Genomic DNA, 17,990 nt, shown 5'->3' with positions numbered 1-17,990 from the left:
ATGAAAAAAATATTCATCGCTTTATTAGGAGTAATGTCGATTGCAGGTGTTGCAAATGCACAAAAAAAGACTTCGGGAGCAATACAATTCGAAAATACCATCGATCCTGCCGCAATGGCATCAGCCAGTGGCATCCAATTAACCGACCAGATGAAAGCCCGGATGCCTTCATCGAGCAAAACCAATTTTGAATTATTATTTACAGCGACAAATGCGAGTTACATGCCTGTTGAAGAAACGGAAGACAGCAACGGTGCAGGCGGTGGTGGCGGCGGAATGGGCCGCATGATGATGCGTTTTGGTGGCGGCGGCGGTAACCGCGAATATTATTACACTTTTGCAGATAAAGGCCTTACCGAGGTATTCGACCTGAACGATACCACTTATTACATGCCAAGCAAATTAACCTTATCTACTTCTGGTCCGATTGGTTCGATGAGAATGGGCGGTGGAAATCCAAATGATACCACCAAGGCAAAACCTGCTCCGGCGCCAACCATTGAAGTGGTTAAAACAGATTCTACCAAACAGATTTTAGGCTTTACCTGTCACCAGGCGATTGTGAGATCTACAAGGGCAATTAAAATCCTGGATATGGATAAAAATGTTGTGGAAGAAACCAAAATCTGGTACACCAAAGATTTAGGATTCGATTTTTCTCCAAATCCAAATATGTGGACAGAAGGCGCTGTTTTAGCCATTGAAGGAAGGGGTAACAGCTCTATTGCTAAAAGTATAGAATACAGAAATGTAAGCTCGAAAGATGTAACAGCACCTAAAAAAGCGAAACTGATTACCGCTGAAGAATATAAAACTAAAATGGAGAACATGATGAAACGTTTTAGACAGAACAGGCCAGGTGGCGGTCAGGGAAGAGCATTTGGAATGAATTAATTTAAAACCACCATAATAATTCTATCAGCCCCGATTAAAAACCGGGGCTTTTTTTGTATTATTTTTGAAGATTACGCTTCATTGTCTGCGGGAATTTGCCATATAAAATGAGAATGGTTATTATTGAAACAAATTAATAACCTAACCAAAGTGATTACAGCAGAAAATAAGACTAACCTTTTAGCAACCAAGCAGCATTTCGAAATTTTAGATGGATTAAGGGGCGTAGCGGCCATCATTGTGGTGATTTATCATTTTATGGAAATCGCCATTACCGATTATAACAAGAATTTTTTGTCGCATGGTTTCCTCGCCGTCGATTTCTTTTTCTGTTTATCGGGATTTGTAATTGCTTATGCCTACGATAACCGCGCACCGCATATCGGTTTGATCCAGTTTTTTAAATTGAGGTTAATCCGGCTGCATCCTTTAGTTGTGATAGGCTCAGTTTTAGGACTGCTAACCTTTTTGTTCGACCCGTATAGCGATTTTTACACCATTTATGGTTTTGGCAAAACAGCGCTGTTGTTTTTGGCATCTGCATTTTTGATTCCTTATCCGGTAATGCCTGAACGCTACACCAACCTTTTTTGCCTAAATGCACCAGCCTGGTCGTTATTTTGGGAATACATTGCCAATATCTTTTATATCCTTGTGCTTTATAAACTGAATAAAAAAGTATTGATTGTTTTAGCATTTGTTGGGGCAGCATGGCTTGTTTATATCGGTGTAAAGGTTCCCAATGGAAATTTAGGCGGCGGCTGGGGCGGACAAAATTTTTGGGATGGTGGAGCACGTGTGCTTTATTCTTTTTCTGCAGGGATGCTGGTGTACCGTTTCAACTGGATTATTAAAAATAAACTAGGCTTTTTGGGTGTGAGCCTGCTTTTGCTTGCAGCATTTTTATTCCCTTATGCCGATCGTTACAACTGGATTACCGAACCGATAATTGTATTGTTTTACTTTCCGTTTTTGGTTGCCTTAGGCGCAGGTGCTGCATTAAATCCGGCTTCAAAAAACATCTGTAGGCTGTCTGGTGAAATATCCTATCCTATGTATATGACTCATTATCCATTTGTTTGGGTGTTTTTAACTTATGTGGCAGTGGTTAAACCTGCAATGTCGACCTTATGGATAGTTATTCCTGTTTCGGTGTCGGTTTTAATTGTTTTAGCTTATATAATTATGAAATTTGTAGATATCCCATTGCGTAAATATTTGAAGGCCAGATTTTTGATGTAGTATTATGAATGGTTCGTGGCGACACGACCACCGCTAGGGGATGTAAACATGGTGTATAAGACACGAACCATGGCGTAGGGAGTACAACATGACGGTAGTAATATTAAAAAAATAAAAAATAACAGCGTATGAAATCTTTAAAACCTGTCTTGCTTTCGCTTTCGTTAATGCTGCTGCTCAGCTGCACATCATCAACCAGCGATTATGCCTACAACGAAAAAGTAACTTCCATATTTTTGCGCCAGATGAGGCAGATCGACGAAACAGACAGTGTTTTTAAAGATACTTCGAAGGTTTATGCAAAGGAATTTTCTGATTCTGTTTCACTTGGGCAGAAAGCCGAAAACCTGGTCAACAATTCAAAAATGGAGCTTGCCGATATTGCAGATCTGAAGCCAGGTAAAGAGGCCGAAAAATTTAATGCTGGGATAGTTGCCTACCTCACAGCCATAAATGATTATGGAAAAACAGCACAACAAATGTTGCAGGCAAAAACCATTGGCGAAAAGAAAAAACTGCATGAACAGCTGATGTTAAAGTACGAAAAACTGAATACTTATCCTGACCGTTTATTAGCAATTCAGAAAATATACCTTAATGAAGTTGGTTTGCAACCGAAGTAGAATTTTAAGTTTATCTATTAATTACGGTGTAAAATCGTATCTTTGCACAAAATAAAATCACATTGTAAGTGATCTTTAAAACTTTTTTATTTAAAAATTAAATCATAGTTGTAGATGATTAACATTACTTTACCTGACGGTTCTGTTCGTCAGTACGAAAAGGGCACTTCTGCCCATCAAATTGCATTGTCAATTTCTGAGGGCCTGGCCCGTAACGTGTTAGCCGCAGAGGTTAACGGCGAGGTTTGGGATTCAACAAGACCGATTGAAGCTGATTCATCAGTAAAATTATTAACCTGGAATGATGCTGCCGGCAAATCAACTTTTTGGCATTCATCAGCCCACTTAATGGCCGAAGCTTTAGAAGCGCTTTATCCGGGTACCAAATTTGGTATCGGTCCGGCAATTGAAACCGGTTTTTATTATGATGTAGACTTTGGTGACCGCGAATTTTCTTCGGATGATTTTAAAGCCATCGAAACCAAAATGATCGAACTGGCCAAACAAAAGGAAACTTTTGTGCGCAAAAGTGTAAGCAAAGCCGATGCTGTAAAATATTTTACTGAGAAAGGCGATGAGTACAAATTAGATTTAATTGATGGCCTGGAAGATGGTAAAATTACTTTCTATACCCAGGGTTCGTTTACTGATTTGTGCCGCGGTCCACACATACCAAATACAGGTTTTGTAAAAGCGGTAAAACTGATGAATGTGGCTGGTGCTTATTGGCGTGGCGATGAGACCAAAAAACAGTTAACCCGTATTTATGGGGTAACTTTTCCTAAGGCGAGCGAGCTTACCGAATATCTTTTGATGATTGAGGAAGCTAAAAAACGCGATCATCGTAAATTGGGAAAAGAACTGGAATTGTTCGCTTTCTCTGAAAAAGTAGGAATGGGCTTGCCATTATGGTTGCCTAAAGGAACTGCTTTACGTGAACGTTTGGTAAACTTTTTAACTAAAGCGCAAGCTAAAGCCGGTTACGAGCAGGTGGTAACTCCTCATATTGGTCATAAAAATTTATATGTAACTTCTGGTCACTGGGAGAAATACGGTAAAGATTCGTTCCAGCCGATTAAAACCCCGCAGGAAGGAGAGGAGTTCTTCTTAAAACCGATGAACTGCCCGCACCACTGCGAAATCTACAAAACAAAACCACGTTCTTACAAAGATCTTCCGGTTCGTTTTGCAGAGTTTGGTACGGTTTACCGTTACGAACAAAGTGGCGAGTTGCATGGTTTAACCCGTGTGCGTGGTTTTACTCAGGATGATGCACACTTGTTCTGTATGCCAGAGCAGGTTAAAGAGGAGTTTAAAAAAGTAATCGATTTAGTACTTTATGTATTTAAATCGCTGGGTTTTGATAACTATACTGCGCAGGTTTCGTTAAGAGATCCGGATAACAAAGCGAAATACATTGGTTCTGACGAGAACTGGAGGTTATCTGAAAATGCAATTATCGAAGCAGCTGCAGAAAAAGGCTTAAATACTGTTGTAGAATATGGCGAAGCCGCTTTCTATGGTCCTAAGCTCGATTTTATGGTGAAGGATGCCTTAGGTAGAAAATGGCAGTTGGGTACCATTCAGGTTGATTATAACCTGCCGGAGCGTTTCGAACTGGAATATACTGGTAGCGATAACCAGAAACACAGACCGGTAATGATCCACCGTGCACCATTTGGTTCACTGGAAAGATTTATCGCCGTGCTGATTGAACATTGTGCCGGAAATTTCCCGTTATGGTTAAGTCCGGAACAGTTTATTGTTCTTCCTATTTCAGAAAAATATGAAGAATATGCAAAAAAAGTTTTAGATGAGCTAAATAATTCCGATATTCGCGGGCTGATTGACTTCCGGGATGAAAAAATCGGTCGTAAAATACGCGATTCGGAAGTTAAAAAGATCCCATACATGCTCATTATCGGTGATAAGGAAATGGCAGAAGGAAAAGTTTCTGTTCGTAAACATGGTGAGGGAGATTTAGGCGAAATGACGTTGGAAGAATTCAACAATTTATTAAGAAAAGAAATAACAGTTTAAATTAAAACAGTACAAATTTGGCATTAGGAAGACCAGGATTTAACAGGGGACCACGTCCACCTTTTAAGAAAAAAGAAGCAGAGCATAACATTAATCAGTATATAAAATCACCCGAAGTGCGTTTAGCTGGCGATAATGTTGAACCGGGGATTTATCCTTTGGCGAAAGCTTTGGCGCTTGCTGATGAACTGGAATTAGATTTGGTAGAAATTTCTCCAAATGCGGTACCGCCAGTTTGTAGGATTATTGATTACAGTAAGTTTGTTTACGAACAAAAGAAAAAGCAGAAAGAGATTAAATCTAATGCGAAACAAACTGTAATTAAGGAGATCCGTTTTGGTCCTAATACCAACGATCACGATTTCCAGTTTAAACTAAAGCATGCAATAAGCTTTTTAGAGAGTGGTGAGAAGGTTAGGGCTTATGTGCATTTTAAAGGAAGGGCAATTGTGTATAAAGAGCAGGGAGAAATTTTATTGTTAAAATTTGCCCAGGCTTTGGAAGATGTAGGAAAAGTAGAGTTGTTACCTAAGTTAGAGGGTAAACGTATGTTCCTGACAGTTGCGCCTAAAGTAGCAAAAAAATAAAAATAGGTTTATAAATTAAAAAACAGGTTATGCCAAAAATGAAAACCAATTCCAGTGCTAAAAAGCGTTTTTCGCTTACTGGAACAGGTAAAATCAAAAGAAACAAAGCATACAAAAGTCACATCTTAACAAAGATGAGTACTAAACGTAAACGTGCTCTTGGAAATGCAGGAATTGTAACTGATGCAGATTCAGGTAACGTTAAACGTATGCTTTGCATCGGAAAGTAATTTATTAATTTCACCAGGTATCAGGCATTAAAGTTCCATTAGTTTGGACGCCGCTTACCAAAAAACAACAACAACATGCCACGTTCGGTAAACGCAGTAGCTTCGAGAAGAAGAAGAAAAAAAATCCTTAATCTGGCCAAAGGCTATTGGGGAGCAAGAAGTAAGGTTTATACTGTTGCTAAAAACACAGTAGAAAAAGGTTTGCAATATGCATACCGTGACCGTAAAGTTAAGAAAAGAGAATTCCGCGGATTGTGGATCCAACGTATCAACGCTGGTGCACGTCAACACGGTATTTCTTACTCTCAATTGATCGGTAAACTAGCTTCAAAAGAAATCGGTTTAAACCGTAAAGTATTGGCTGATTTAGCAATGAATCACCCAGAAGCTTTCAAAGCTGTAATTGATGCAGTAAAATAGAAATTTTCGCTTAAGCGATAATCATATTTAGAAAAGGTTCCGATGCAAATCGGGACTTTTTTTGTTTACTTGATCGACATCTCGACTGGAACGCAGTCCCGAATATTCGGGAGAGAGATCTATCTTGAGGTAGATTTAGCTTCGCTGAGCACTTCGTGGTTCTCGACTGCATTGCACTTCGCTCGAAATGACGACTCTTTGATGCGTAGACTTACGAGATCTACCGGCACTGTGCCTATCAGACCTCGTAAGTCTTTAAAACGCCAAACACCATGCCCTCTGCGCTTAGCCCAGCGTATTCGTAAACTTCATTCTGATGCCGCTTTGAAAGTTCTGAATGATCTTGAAAATTTCGATCAGTGTTACTTTCTCAATTTTAGTTAATGCATCAATTTCAATAAAATTGTTCGGTGCAGCCTGATCGTTGACAATCAGATTGGCCTGATGCTTTAAACGTAAGCCCATCAGGTAATAATAGGATTGTGAGAGTTCGTTATATTGTGCTTCGCTAAAAACGCCTAACTCTTTCAGTGCTTTTAAGCGTTCGCCGGTGTTTTCTTTTTGGAAAATCCTGTTCTGGAGCGCATAAACCCTTGCCAGATCGACAATAGGGGTCATGGCGGTTTTAATATCGAATACTTCTTTCTTATGGATTTTCTGCGTTCTGATGTTTCTGAAATAAGTTAACGGCGGTTCATAAAGCAAAGCATTTTTGGCCAGGTACACATAAAATTTTTCGATGGGCTTTTGCAGCTCTTCATCCACGAAAGATCTTAAACTTTGCATGATCTCCAGATCACCATATATGGCCCTGCAATCAAAAAAGGCAGCAAATTTAACTGCTGCTTCTGGCAGAGCTTCTTCAATCCAGTTTTTATAATTGTATTTCCAGTGTGACAGGGAATGCGTCCAGTTTGGGTTGGTGGCCATGTAATCGCCATCGCAATATACGAAACCTACAAAGTTTAATTTGTCAGAAACCTGTGTTGCGAGATCCAGGAAATAGGAGCGGACAGCCGCCCTGTTGTCTTCAGAAGTATCTTCGTAAATAATGGCGTTGTCCTGATCGGTTTTAAGGCTCAGTTCCTTTCTGCCTTCGCTGCCCAAAACCATAAATACGAATTTGGCCGGGGGCGGACCGAGTTTAGCAATTACTTCTTCAATAATTTTAAAAGAAATGGTATCGGCAATGGTAGTTACCACCTCGTTTACAATTTTAGCATGTACCCCTCTGGCCAATAACTGGGCTACAATATTAGGCACCTTTTGCCATTTCAATTTTAAATCAGCAGTATTCACAGCTGATTTCACCGATTGAATAAAAACAAGGGGAGATTCGGCCTGTTCGCTTAATAACCTGTTTCTGCTCAGAAAACCAACATAATTTCCATTATCATTTACCAGCAGATAGCGCGATTTTTTGCTGAACATCATCAATATGGCTTCGTACACATAAGCCTCGGGAGAAATGGTTACGATGTTGGTATCCATCACCGCATCAATTGGCAGGTTGGTATCCAGCTGCCGGGCAATCACATCATCCCTCAGCGTAATATCGGTTACAAAACCAAGGTAAGTATCCTGACCATTTTTAATAAAGAGGCAGCTGGTTTTGTGTTCAGCCATTTTTATCGCAGCTTCAAAAATAGGAGTATCGGGACTGCAGCTCACAATCTTTTTAAAAGCAATGTCGCCAATGCGGGCTGTATAAATCTGATCTGCTAATTTATCTTCCATTAAAAAATCCCTGAAAAATCCTTTTAAATGAGAATGTTTTTTTCTTTTCCTGATTAAAAGTGTGTTTTTGCTGGTAAGCTGAAGTTAAGCTTATTTTATCTGTTTCTAAAAGATGAAAAAAGATTTTGGCTGTATTTAAAGCATCCGACAATGCATTGTGCACATTTTCAGGTATTTCGTTAAATAAAACCGTGTAAAATTTATCAAGTTTTAAATGACTGATCACCGTATTGGTAATGTAAGGCGAACTGGCTTTCATGGTACAGAAAAAAGGCAGGTTCCCGAAATTACTTTCTTTACCGATCCTCAGCAATTCTACATTCACCATGTGGTAATCGAGCTCAATGAAATGCCCGATTACCAATGGCTGGTATTTTTCAATGTCGCGGGCAAATTCCAGCATTACATCTTCTTTTTTCTCTCCGTGAATTTCCAGGTATTCTGAAGTAATGTGATGGATTTTTGCTGCTGCTTTGTCTATTTTAACGCCAAAGCTATTGATGTAATGATTTGCGCGTTTAATTTCATTGTGCTGCTGATCGTAAATAATCCACGCAATCTGTAAAATATGCGGCCAGTTTTTTTCATTAGCGTAAGGTGCCGACCAGTTTTTGGGCAAACCAGATGTTTCGGTATCAACAACTAAGAAATATTCCTGCAATTTTGGTTGGTTAGGTAAACAGTAGCACGATCTTATTTCAAAGATAATTATTATTCGGTAGCTGCGTAACAGAAAATATTCATAATTCGATCGTTATTGTGGGAAGGAACGACGAAGCAATCTGAAAAGATAGGTATTAAAAGATTGCCTCGTCTGCAGAAAAGCCTTCCCGCAATGACGACTTTTCTTTTTTAATTTTATTCATGAGCATTTTTCCGAAGAAATAACTACTTACTAATCAACAAAAATACCACAGCAGCCAGTACTGAGCCAACAATTGGACCAACGATCGGTATCCATGCATAACTCCAGTCGCTGCTGCCTTTGCCTTTCATCGGGATTAACGAGTGAACAATCCGCGGGCCTAAATCTCTTGCCGGGTTGATGGCGTATCCCGTTGTTCCGCCTAAAGCCAAACCGATAACCCATACTAAAAAAGCTACGGGGATAGCTCCCATAGAGCCTAATCCGATAGGGGTAACAGTTTCTTTGGTACCCATGCTGGCGTCTGTAAAATAAAAAATCACAAATATAAGTACAAAAGTACCAATGATTTCTGAGGCTAAGTTGGAGGATTTGTTTCTGATTGCAGGAGCAGTAGCAAAAGGCGCGGCTTTTAAACCTGCATCATCCGTGGCGTCGAAATGATCTTTATACATTACCCAAACCAAAAAAGAACCCGTTATTGCGCCAGCCATTTGGGCCAGGATATAATAGGGGACCAAAGCCCAGCTAAAGCCTTTGCCGATGGCCAGGCCTAAAGTTACAACGGGGTTTAAGTGTGCGCCGCTGTATGGTCCGGCCACCACCACGCCAACAAAAACGGCAAGTGCCCAGGCGGTAGTGATCACAATCCAACCACTGTTATTGCCTTTTGTACCTTTTAGTACTACATTTGCAACCACACCATTTCCTAAAAGCATCATTAGCGCGGTACCAATAAATTCTGCGAGATATACGTTCATAACAATTAAATCTGATGAAATTTCTAATTAATCTTCTGCATTAACCCTTGCTGCCTTTACTGCTCTGTTCCAGCCTTTTATTCTTTCTGTATTGTCAATGCCTGCTTCAGCAGTAAAGGTTCTGTTTATTTTCCACTGGTTACGGATCTGATCGATACTCTGCCAGAAGCCTGTAGCCAAACCAGCCAGATAAGCCGCACCTATGGCAGTTACCTCGGTAACTTCAGGCCTGATGACTTCACAGTTTAAAAGATCGGCCTGAAACTGCATGAGTAAATCGTTCGCCGTAGCACCGCCATCTACACGGAGTTCTGCAATGTTCACACCGGCATCGGCTTCCATGGCTTTTAAAACATCCATCGTTTGGTACGCAATACTTTCTAAAGCAGCCCTTGCAATGTGCGATTTGTTGGTTCCCCGGGTTAATCCGGTTATGGTTCCGCGGGCATGCTGGTCCCAATGTGGTGCACCTAAACCTGCAAAAGCGGGCACTACATATACGCCATCGGTATCTTTTACTTTTTTGGCCAGGGTTTCTACATCTGCCGATCTGGAAATAAAACCCATTTCGTCCCTTAGCCATTGTACCACTGCACCGCCAATAAAAATACTCCCTTCAAGCGCATAATTTACTTTTCCGTTAATTTGCCAGGCGATGGTGGTTAACAGGTTATTGGCTGATATTTTTGGACTTTCCCCGATATTCATCAGCATGAAACAGCCTGTGCCATAAGTATTTTTTACCATGCCGATTTCGGTGCACATCTGGCCAAAAAGGGCCGATTGCTGATCGCCGGCTATGCCTGCAATGGGAATTTTTGCGGCTAATATTCTTCCGGCGGTTTCGCCATAAACCTCGCTTGATGATTTTACTTCTGGAAGCATTTTTTTTGGAATAGAAAACAATTCGAGCAGTTCGTCATCCCAGCTTAAAGTGTGGATATTATAAAGCATGGTGCGCGAGGCGTTGGTTACATCGGTAACGTGTTTTTCGCCTGCGGTTAATTTCCAGATCAACCAGCTATCTATCGTGCCAAATGCCAGTTTTCCTGCTTCAGCCTTTTCGCGCGCACCTTCCACGTTTTCCAAAATCCACCTGGCTTTAGTGGCAGAGAAATATGAATCGATAATCAGGCCGGTCTTTTCCTGTATTTTACTGGCTAAACCTTTCGCTTTAATTTCGTCGCAATAGGCAGAAGTTCGCCTGTCTTGCCAAACAATGGCATTGTAAATGGGTAAGCCGGTTTCTCTATCCCAAACCACTGTGGTTTCGCGCTGATTGGTAATGCCGATTGCCGAGATATCGTTTACAGTAAGGCTCGCTTTAACAATTACTTCGGTGACAACGGCCAGCTGTGTCGACCAGATTTCCATCGGATCGTGTTCCACCCATCCGGCTTTCGGGTAAATCTGCGTAAATTCCTTTTGCGCAATAGCAACAATTTCACCATCGTGGTTAAAAATAATGGCTCTCGAACTTGTGGTTCCCTGATCGATAGACAAGATGTATTTGCTCATAATAATAATTGGTTAGAGGACTATGCCTTCACGGTTATTTTATAGGTTGATGATAAAGGTAACCATCAGCTAATTTATTAAAAGTTTCAATTTGGCCGGCCTCCCAGTTTTCATCTGCCGATAATTCTCTTGCTAGGAGCAAGGCTACCCGAGGCGCCATAGCCTTTGCGGCCTGTGCATCAATAAATAATACCCTCAGCCTCCTGCTTAAAATATCTTCTACGGTTTCGGCCATTTCATTCCTTGCAGACCAAATTACTTCCGCTTCTACAAAAGGGAAAGATGGATGTAACTGCTGTCCAAGGCTGGGATCCTGTTTAATTAAAGTTTCAATTTTATCACGGTCCGATCCGTAGATAGATAAATGATGATTTTCTTCAATGATTTGGCTGCCATGGATACTGAGGTTTTCGGTTACGCATGCTTTCGGTTCCAAACCAGCTTGTATAATGGCCAAATCAACAGTTTCTTCAGCCATACGGCGGTAAGTAGTCCATTTTCCGCCGGTTATGGTAATTAATCCTTTGGCTGAAACAATTAGTTTATGGTCTCTGCTGATTTCTTTTGTGCTGTTCTCATCGCCGCTTGTTGGGGCTGCCAATGGCCGTAAGCCAGAAAACACACTTAATATATCTTTTTCTACCGGTTTACGGTTAAAGTAACTTGCCGCGGTGGCCATAATAAAATCTACTTCTTCTTTTAAAGCACGAGGCTCGAGGCTATGCTCATCCAAAGGGGTATCGGTGGTTCCTACCAACAGATGTTCGTGCCATGGAACGGCAAATAAAACCCGCCCATCCGACGTTTTTGGAATCATTAAAGCCGATTCACTATTTAAGAAACTCTTTTCCAACACTACGTGTACACCCTGACTTGGGCGAACCATTTTTTTGGAAGCAGGATTGTTCATGTGCAGAATATCATCTACAAAAACGCCAGTAGCGTTAATTACCACTTTACCCTTAAATTGGGCTTTTAAGCCCGTAATCGTATCTTCTGTTTCAATACCTGTAACGGTTTCGCCATTTTTTAACAAGCCGGTTACTTTCGTATAATTTAATAAAGTAGCACCTTTTTCGATAGCGGTTTGTGCAATATTGATCGCTAAACGGGCGTCATCAAATTTCCCGTCGTAATATCTGATGCTTCCTTTTAGGCCTTTTTCCTTAATACCCGGCATCATGGCCAATGTTTCTTTTTTAGAGAAATATTCAGATTTCCCGAAGCTGTATTTTCCCGCCAGCCAATCGTAAAGTGTAAGTCCGGTTAAATATTTAATCACAGAAAACCAATCGTAACAGGGAATCAGAAAGGCCTCTTTATGTACCAGGTGTTTAGCATTTTGTTGTAATAATCCACGTTCTTTAAGTGCATGCCTCACCAGGCCGATATCTCCCTGGGCCAGGTAACGTACGCCTCCGTGCACTAATTTAGTACTCCGGCTTGATGTTCCTTTCGCATAATCAGCCTGCTCCACCAGTAACGTTTTATAACCCCGGCTGGCGGCATCAAGTGCTGTACCCAGGCCGGTTGCGCCGCCACCAATGATAATCAAGTCCCAATTTATGTTTTCTGAAATGAGCGGCTGATGTAATCTTTTCATTTTTTAAGATAAAAGTAATAAAACGAAACAATACGCAATTATACGAAATCATAATCGGAATAATATAATATCTCTGTTAAAAATTTATTAATTATTTGTTCAAAATATTTTAAAGAATGTTTTTATTGCTAATTTGCAGCCTGCAAATTAAATATACTATGATGAATTTGGCTGAGAGGCACCAGTTTATTTTAAGTCGCCTGCAACGTGATCAGTACATCAATGTGGTTGATTTATGTAAGGAACTGAAAGTGTCGTCGGTAACAATAAGAAAGGACTTAAAACTACTTGAAGATAAAAGCCTGCTGTTCAGGACCCACGGTGGGGCTACGGTAAATAATCCATACACGGTAGACCGTCCGGTTAATGAAAAAGAGAAAATACAATCGACCGAAAAGAATAAAATAGGTGTGGCTGCTGCTGCATTGCTGAACGATAATGATTCTATTGTAATTGCATCGGGTACTACTGTACTGTATTTTGCTAAAAATATTGCACCGGCAACAAACTTAACCGTGGTAACCTCTGCATTAAATGTGGCTTTGGAATTAATGCGCGAGCCGAGCATAGAGGTGATCCAGCTGGGTGGGCTATTGAGAAAAAGTTCATCATCCGTAATGGGCGCTTATGCAGAACAGGTATTGCAGGATTTTTATTTCAACAAGCTTTTTTTAGGGGTAGACGGCATTGATCTTGATTTCGGATTAACCACTACAAATGCCATGGAGGCGCATTTAAACCGTAAAATGATCGGTGCTTCACAAAAAACAATAGTACTGGCCGACTCTACTAAATTTGGTAAAAGAGGCTTTGGAAAGATATGCGGATTAGAAGAAATTGACCATATTATCACTGATAAAGGAATTTCTGAACAAATTGTAAAACATTTAGAGGGCTTGGGTGTTACTGTTACTATCGTGTAGCGCATTCCACGCAAAACGGTATATCCCAAACATATAATTTGAACATGGAAAAAAAACGAATACACATTTTAGAAGACGATCAGGAGATCAGAAACGTGATTGAAATCCTGTTAAAGGAAGAGGGTTTTGAACTGCAGCTTTCATCATCGTTTGCAGAGCTGAAGAAAAATATCCAGGATGCAATGCCAGATCTTTTCTTGTTAGATGTAATGTTGCCAGATGGAAACGGAGCTGAGATTTGCGAAGATTTAAAAAACGATATTTTTACCAAACACATTCCGATTATTGTAATGTCTGCACAGAACAATAGCGAGCAAAAAGCAATTGATGCCCTTGCAGATGATTACATCAGCAAACCTTTCGATATTGATGATGTGCTTGAACGTATTCATGCACAATTAAAAAGAAGTGCCGAAAACCGCACTAAAGTTTAGTTGAAAAAGGATATAAAAAAGAGAGAAGTTATATGGCTTCTCTCTTTTTTTGCGGTATAATTTCCCTCACAGATTGCCGTCCTTTCGAGAGGGTACAATGTTATCAAGCAATCTATTTCGGGATAGATCTCTCCGTTCCGCTTTGCTCCAGTCGAGATGACGGTTTTCGTTTAGTAGCGTATTGCTATATAGCCGAAATGATAAACTGTTTAATAGTCAATCACCACCTTACCAATCGTTTTACCACTTTCTAACAATTGGTGGGCTTCTTTTAAATTTTCTACAGTAAATCCTTTTAAGGTTTGGTTTAGCGTAGTTTTGAGCGTGCCATTATCAAATAATTCTGCCAGTTCGTTTAAGATGTGATGTTGTTGTTCCATATCGTCTGTCTGGTACATGGAGCGCGTGTACATCAATTCCCAAGAAAAAGTAACACTTTTATTTTTTAGTTTGTTCAGGGCAATGGGAGTGGCTGAGCCTGTTATGGAAACAATATGGCCCTGTGGTTTAATCAGCTCTACAAGAGCATCCCAATAACTGTTCAGGTCTACAAAATCGAGTATAAAATCTACTTCCTTAAAACCTGCAGCATGTACTTCTTCTACCAAATTTTTATGGTCTACCACTACATCAGCACCCATGGCTTTGCACCATTCTTTAGTTTCTGGCCTCGAGGCTGTGGTAATAACCTTTAAACCACTAATTTTTTTTGCCAGCTGTATGGCAATAGAGCCCACACCACCAGCCCCACCAATAATCAGGATGCTTTTGCCTTTATCTTTTTGTTCGCTGATGCGGATGCGATCGTAAAGTGATTCCCAGGCAGTAAGTGCTGTTAATGGCATGGCAGCAGCCTCAGCATTGCTTAAAGTTTTTGGTTTTAAGCCAACAATGCGTTCATCAATCAATTGATATTCGGCGTTTGAGCCACTACGGGTTAAATCTCCGGCATAATAAACTTCATCTCCGGGTTTAAAAAATGTAACGCCCTCACCAATGGCTTCAACGGTGCCAGCTGCATCCCAGCCAATAACCTTTGGTGTATCCAGTACGGTATCTTTTGCACTGTTCTGGCGGATTTTATAATCAACCGGATTTACGCTGATGGCATTTATTTTTACCAGGATATCGCGTCCTTCTGGTTGTGGAACGGATGTTTCAAATGCGATAAAACTTTCGCTTTCATTTATAGGGAGTGAGGTTTTAAATCCTATGGCTTTCATGGCTGATCAATTATTTAATGGTTAATTATTTTTTTTGTATAGCAAATATAAACTGATAAAGTTTTATATTACGGTATAAATTTGCTTTTTATTGGTAAATTTGCGCCTTAATTTTGTGCAGGATGAATAGCGAAACATTATACGAGCCCTTCGAAATTAGTTATCAGAAATTAGATGAATGCCCTAAAAATGGCCATAAACACCTGTTTTTCGAATTGGTTTATATTCTCTCCGGTACCGGAAAGCAGTGCATCAATAACAATAAATTCGATTACCAGCCCGGACATATGTTCCTGATTACACCCGATGATTGTCACTCGTTTGAAATAGCAACTACTACCGAATTTTTCTTTCTTCGCTTTGGGAATGTGTACCTCCGCTCAAAGGATTTCCATACCGATGATGTGAAAAGGTTGGAATACATCCTTCAAAATGCCAGTCACCAGCCCGGTTGTATCCTTAAAAATTTTTCGGATAAACCTTTAATTAAGTCGCTTACCGAAGCCATGATTGCAGAGTATGTAAAACGTGATCTTTACAATAAAGAATTGATTGGCAAAATGGTTGATACGATGATAGTATTGGTTGCCCGTAATATTGCCAAATATTTGCCAGCCAGTGTGAAGGAAGATTCGGAACAAAAAACATTGGCACTTTTAAACTATATTCAAGCCAATATTTATAGTCCCGAAAAGCTAAGGGCAGAAAAACTCAGCATTGAATTTGGCATTTCAGAAAACTATTTTGGCAAGTATTTTAAGAAACAAACCAACGAAACGCTCCAACAATATATTGCCAATTTAAGGATTAAACTGGTAGAAGCACGTTTGCGTTTTAGCGATATGCGCATCAATGAGATCGCTTTTGAACTGGGCTTTACCGATGAAAGTCATTTAAATAAATTCTTTAAATCGCAAAAGGGGATGAGCCTTAAAGCTTACAGAAGCTCGTTTGCAAGTTGATTAAAAAAGTGATCCTGCTCATTTTTTGCCTTGATGCGCATCACCACCAGATTAATTAAAGCAGGGTAGTTTTGCGGTATAAAATAGCTGACTTTTCGCCTTATAAAAAGCCGGTTTATACCAAAAAACACCATGTTACATTCATTTCATATTCCCGTATTGGGCCTCGGTTACTCCATTGATACTCCTTTAAAAGTTGCCAGGTATGGCATTTCTTCTGTACTTTCTATCGTTGATGATGAACTGGTAGAGCGTATGCGCGCTTATCACTCGCAAAACAGGGCTGTGGATTTCGAGGCGATTCCCAAAAGTGAAACCGATAGCCGGAGCCGGCGCATTACGGCCTACCTTAATTTTTTATCTGATTGTATCAACCAGGATTTTAAAGCTCTAAAACAACAGGATTTTATGGTGGGAAGCGATCTCTGTCGGTATTTCGAGCTTTTGCCAGATACCTCCAGGTTAAAACATGGTTACGAACTGATGATGGAGTATCCCGAAGGAGAAGCGAAACAAAGCTTTCAATCTGTGCTGAAAAATGCCATGCGGATGGGAACCATAGATGTAAATATTATGGCTAAGGTTGATAAAATGAACTACGTTGACGGCGAATATTCGGGCGATATAAATACCGATGCATTATCTGCATTGCGTGGTTTTGCGGAAAGTAAATTGAGTGCATCTGTGGTACTATCTGCGGGGATGAACCCGAAATTATACAGTTACATGGAAAATTTCGGAGATTTTTTCCCGGATGAAAAGGGTTTGCTGAGCAAGCAGATTATTTTAAAAGTGAGCGATTTCAGGTCAGCCCTGATCCAGGCTAAATTTTTGGCCAAAAAAGGACTGTGGGTGTCAGAATTCAGGATCGAATCTGGTTTAAATTGTGGCGGGCATGCGTTTGCCACAGAAGGCTATTTGCTGGGGCCTATCCTCGAAGAGTTTAAAATCAAAAAAATCGAAATGCGTCAGGAGCTTTTTAACCAATATCAGCTTGCCTTAACGCAAAAGGGAATTGTTATAAACAAACAGCTTAAACAACGGATTACGGTACAGGGTGGAATCGGCACTGCTGCAGAGCATAGGTTTCTGCTGCAACATTATCATCTTGATGCCACAGGCTGGGGAAGTCCTTTTTTACTCGTACCCGAAGTAACCAATGTAGATGCCAATACGTTAACCAGGTTAGCTGCTGCAAAAGAAGACGATTTTTACCTGAGCGGTGCCTCTCCGCTGGGTATCCACTTTAATAATTTCAGAAACAGTACAATAGATCTTCAGCGGACAGAAAGAATCGACAAAGGCAGGCCAGGAAGTCCATGCACCAAGAAATACCTTTGCAACAATACCGAATTTACCGATCAGGCCATTTGTACTGCATCGCGCGAATACCAGCACTTAAAAATAAAAAGCCTTAAAGCCGCCGGATTATCTGAAGAAGAATATGAAAAGCAATTTAATGAGGTGACCGAAAAAATTTGTCTTTGCGAGGGACTTTGTTCTTCCACCTACTTAAAATACAACATCCTTAAACCTAAAGAAAACAAGGCAGTAGCCATTTGTCCCGGGCCAAACCTGGCCTACTTTTCTGATGTATATTCGTTTGACGAGATGGTTGGCCACATTTACGGAAAAATTAACCTGTTGGCGCAGGTAGAAAGGCCTCATGTATTTATCAAAGAACTTAATCTTTATATCAATTACCTTCAGGAGGATATCAAAAAGCAACTTCAAAGTTTCAGCGATAAAAAAATAAAACAGTTAAATGGATTTAAGCAGCAACTGGCTGAAGGAATCAATTATTATAAAAAGCTTTTTAATGAAGTTGCAGATCAAACCACAGGAGAGCTAAAGGGTTTGTATGAGCAGCTGGCGAAGTCGGAAGATAAACTGGATGCACTGATTATCGGATAAGGAAAAAAGATCGG

17 protein-coding genes are annotated in these 17,990 nt (G+C 40.3%); 11 read left to right on the top strand and 6 right to left on the bottom strand.

Annotated elements, in window-relative coordinates; genetic code table 11:
• The 7 genes from ABD769_RS08575 (at position 1) to rplT (ending at position 6,036) form a co-directional block, all read left to right on the top strand.
• Positions 1-894 carry a hypothetical protein gene (locus ABD769_RS08575; RefSeq protein ID WP_344851003.1) on the top strand — a complete coding sequence of 298 codons (894 nt, stop codon included), beginning with the start codon at positions 1-3 and terminating at the stop codon, positions 892-894.
• A gap of 123 nt (positions 895-1,017) precedes the next feature.
• Positions 1,018-2,136: an acyltransferase family protein gene (locus ABD769_RS08570; protein ID WP_344851001.1), complete on the top strand. Its 1,119-nt coding sequence runs from the start codon at positions 1,018-1,020 to the stop codon at positions 2,134-2,136.
• A 128-nt stretch (positions 2,137-2,264) separates the two neighbouring features.
• Entirely contained in the window at positions 2,265-2,759 is a 495-nt protein-coding gene (locus ABD769_RS08565; protein WP_344851000.1) for a hypothetical protein, read from the top strand.
• Positions 2,760-2,873: 114 nt separating this feature from the next.
• Positions 2,874-4,799, top strand: a complete 1,926-nt coding sequence (gene thrS / locus ABD769_RS08560) for a threonine--tRNA ligase (protein ID WP_344850999.1) — start codon at positions 2,874-2,876, stop codon at positions 4,797-4,799.
• 17 nt (positions 4,800-4,816) lie between these two features.
• Entirely contained in the window at positions 4,817-5,386 is a 570-nt protein-coding gene (gene infC, locus ABD769_RS08555; protein WP_025144713.1) for a translation initiation factor IF-3, read from the top strand.
• A gap of 29 nt (positions 5,387-5,415) precedes the next feature.
• Positions 5,416-5,616 carry a 50S ribosomal protein L35 gene (rpmI, locus tag ABD769_RS08550; RefSeq protein ID WP_010600880.1) on the top strand — a complete coding sequence of 67 codons (201 nt, stop codon included), beginning with the start codon at positions 5,416-5,418 and terminating at the stop codon, positions 5,614-5,616.
• A gap of 75 nt (positions 5,617-5,691) precedes the next feature.
• Positions 5,692-6,036 carry a 50S ribosomal protein L20 gene (gene rplT / locus ABD769_RS08545; RefSeq protein WP_025144714.1) on the top strand — a complete coding sequence of 115 codons (345 nt, stop codon included), beginning with the start codon at positions 5,692-5,694 and terminating at the stop codon, positions 6,034-6,036.
• Positions 6,037-6,321: 285 nt separating this feature from the next.
• Here rplT and ABD769_RS08540 read toward each other — a convergent pair whose 3' ends face one another.
• The 5 genes from ABD769_RS08540 to ABD769_RS08520 all read right to left on the bottom strand — a co-directional run bounded on the left by ABD769_RS08540 (position 6,322) and on the right by ABD769_RS08520 (position 12,520).
• The gene (locus tag ABD769_RS08540) at positions 6,322-7,773 is read right to left on the bottom strand and encodes a DUF294 nucleotidyltransferase-like domain-containing protein (protein ID WP_344850998.1); all 1,452 of its coding nucleotides are present in this window, start codon (positions 7,771-7,773) and stop codon (positions 6,322-6,324) included.
• The gene (locus ABD769_RS08535; RefSeq protein WP_344850997.1) at positions 7,763-8,434 is read right to left on the bottom strand and encodes a 3'-5' exonuclease; all 672 of its coding nucleotides are present in this window, start codon (positions 8,432-8,434) and stop codon (positions 7,763-7,765) included. The genes ABD769_RS08540 and ABD769_RS08535 overlap by 11 nt, the downstream gene beginning before the upstream one ends.
• Positions 8,435-8,661: 227 nt before the next feature.
• On the bottom strand, positions 8,662-9,399 hold the full coding sequence (locus ABD769_RS08530) for an MIP/aquaporin family protein (RefSeq protein ID WP_344850996.1): 738 nt from the start codon (positions 9,397-9,399) through the stop codon (positions 8,662-8,664).
• A 27-nt stretch (positions 9,400-9,426) separates the two neighbouring features.
• Positions 9,427-10,917, bottom strand: coding sequence for a glycerol kinase GlpK (gene glpK, locus ABD769_RS08525; protein ID WP_344850995.1), 1,491 nt, complete (start codon positions 10,915-10,917; stop codon positions 9,427-9,429).
• Positions 10,918-10,951: 34 nt separating this feature from the next.
• Positions 10,952-12,520 carry a glycerol-3-phosphate dehydrogenase/oxidase gene (locus ABD769_RS08520; protein WP_344850994.1) on the bottom strand — a complete coding sequence of 523 codons (1,569 nt, stop codon included), beginning with the start codon at positions 12,518-12,520 and terminating at the stop codon, positions 10,952-10,954.
• 158 nt (positions 12,521-12,678) lie between these two features.
• Between ABD769_RS08520 and ABD769_RS08515 the strand changes: the two genes are divergently transcribed.
• Together ABD769_RS08515 and ABD769_RS08510 are read left to right on the top strand one after the other, a co-directional pair.
• Positions 12,679-13,443, top strand: a complete 765-nt coding sequence (locus tag ABD769_RS08515) for a DeoR/GlpR family DNA-binding transcription regulator (RefSeq protein WP_344850993.1) — start codon at positions 12,679-12,681, stop codon at positions 13,441-13,443.
• Positions 13,444-13,487: 44 nt separating this feature from the next.
• Positions 13,488-13,877: a response regulator transcription factor gene (locus ABD769_RS08510; RefSeq protein ID WP_138820861.1), complete on the top strand. Its 390-nt coding sequence runs from the start codon at positions 13,488-13,490 to the stop codon at positions 13,875-13,877.
• 209 nt (positions 13,878-14,086) lie between these two features.
• Here the strand turns inward: ABD769_RS08510 and ABD769_RS08505 are convergent, their stop codons facing one another.
• On the bottom strand, positions 14,087-15,100 hold the full coding sequence (locus ABD769_RS08505) for a zinc-binding alcohol dehydrogenase family protein (RefSeq protein WP_344850992.1): 1,014 nt from the start codon (positions 15,098-15,100) through the stop codon (positions 14,087-14,089).
• Positions 15,101-15,222: 122 nt separating this feature from the next.
• Between ABD769_RS08505 and ABD769_RS08500 the strand changes: the two genes are divergently transcribed.
• On the top strand, positions 15,223-16,062 hold the full coding sequence (locus tag ABD769_RS08500) for an AraC family transcriptional regulator (protein ID WP_344850991.1): 840 nt from the start codon (positions 15,223-15,225) through the stop codon (positions 16,060-16,062).
• Between the two features lie 132 nt (positions 16,063-16,194).
• Positions 16,195-17,976 (top strand): hypothetical protein, encoded by a 1,782-nt coding sequence (locus ABD769_RS08495; RefSeq protein WP_344850990.1) that lies wholly within the window; start codon positions 16,195-16,197, stop codon positions 17,974-17,976.
• The last annotated feature ends 14 nt before the right edge of the window (positions 17,977-17,990 follow it).

Source organism: Pedobacter jeongneungensis, assembly GCF_039538295.1.
GTDB lineage: Bacteria > Bacteroidota > Bacteroidia > Sphingobacteriales > Sphingobacteriaceae > Pedobacter > Pedobacter jeongneungensis.
This window is presented reverse-complemented; position numbering and strand designations above follow the sequence as displayed.

Excerpts from the sequence above, each read along its gene's own strand:
- ABD769_RS08575 (WP_344851003.1), top strand. The coding sequence starts at position 1 with ATGAAAAAAATATTCATCGCTTTATTAGGAGTAATGTCGATTGCAGGT.
- ABD769_RS08565 (WP_344851000.1), top strand. The coding sequence starts at position 2,265 with ATGAAATCTTTAAAACCTGTCTTGCTTTCGCTTTCGTTAATGCTGCTG.
- thrS (WP_344850999.1), top strand. The coding sequence starts at position 2,874 with ATGATTAACATTACTTTACCTGACGGTTCTGTTCGTCAGTACGAAAAG.
- rpmI (WP_010600880.1), top strand. The coding sequence starts at position 5,416 with ATGCCAAAAATGAAAACCAATTCCAGTGCTAAAAAGCGTTTTTCGCTT.
- rplT (WP_025144714.1), top strand. The coding sequence starts at position 5,692 with ATGCCACGTTCGGTAAACGCAGTAGCTTCGAGAAGAAGAAGAAAAAAA.
- ABD769_RS08540 (WP_344850998.1), bottom strand. The coding sequence starts at position 7,773 with ATGGAAGATAAATTAGCAGATCAGATTTATACAGCCCGCATTGGCGAC.
- ABD769_RS08530 (WP_344850996.1), bottom strand. The coding sequence starts at position 9,399 with ATGAACGTATATCTCGCAGAATTTATTGGTACCGCGCTAATGATGCTT.
- glpK (WP_344850995.1), bottom strand. The coding sequence starts at position 10,917 with ATGAGCAAATACATCTTGTCTATCGATCAGGGAACCACAAGTTCGAGA.
- ABD769_RS08520 (WP_344850994.1), bottom strand. The coding sequence starts at position 12,520 with ATGAAAAGATTACATCAGCCGCTCATTTCAGAAAACATAAATTGGGAC.
- ABD769_RS08515 (WP_344850993.1), top strand. The coding sequence starts at position 12,679 with ATGATGAATTTGGCTGAGAGGCACCAGTTTATTTTAAGTCGCCTGCAA.
- ABD769_RS08510 (WP_138820861.1), top strand. The coding sequence starts at position 13,488 with ATGGAAAAAAAACGAATACACATTTTAGAAGACGATCAGGAGATCAGA.
- ABD769_RS08505 (WP_344850992.1), bottom strand. The coding sequence starts at position 15,100 with ATGAAAGCCATAGGATTTAAAACCTCACTCCCTATAAATGAAAGCGAA.
- ABD769_RS08500 (WP_344850991.1), top strand. The coding sequence starts at position 15,223 with ATGAATAGCGAAACATTATACGAGCCCTTCGAAATTAGTTATCAGAAA.
- ABD769_RS08495 (WP_344850990.1), top strand. The coding sequence starts at position 16,195 with ATGTTACATTCATTTCATATTCCCGTATTGGGCCTCGGTTACTCCATT.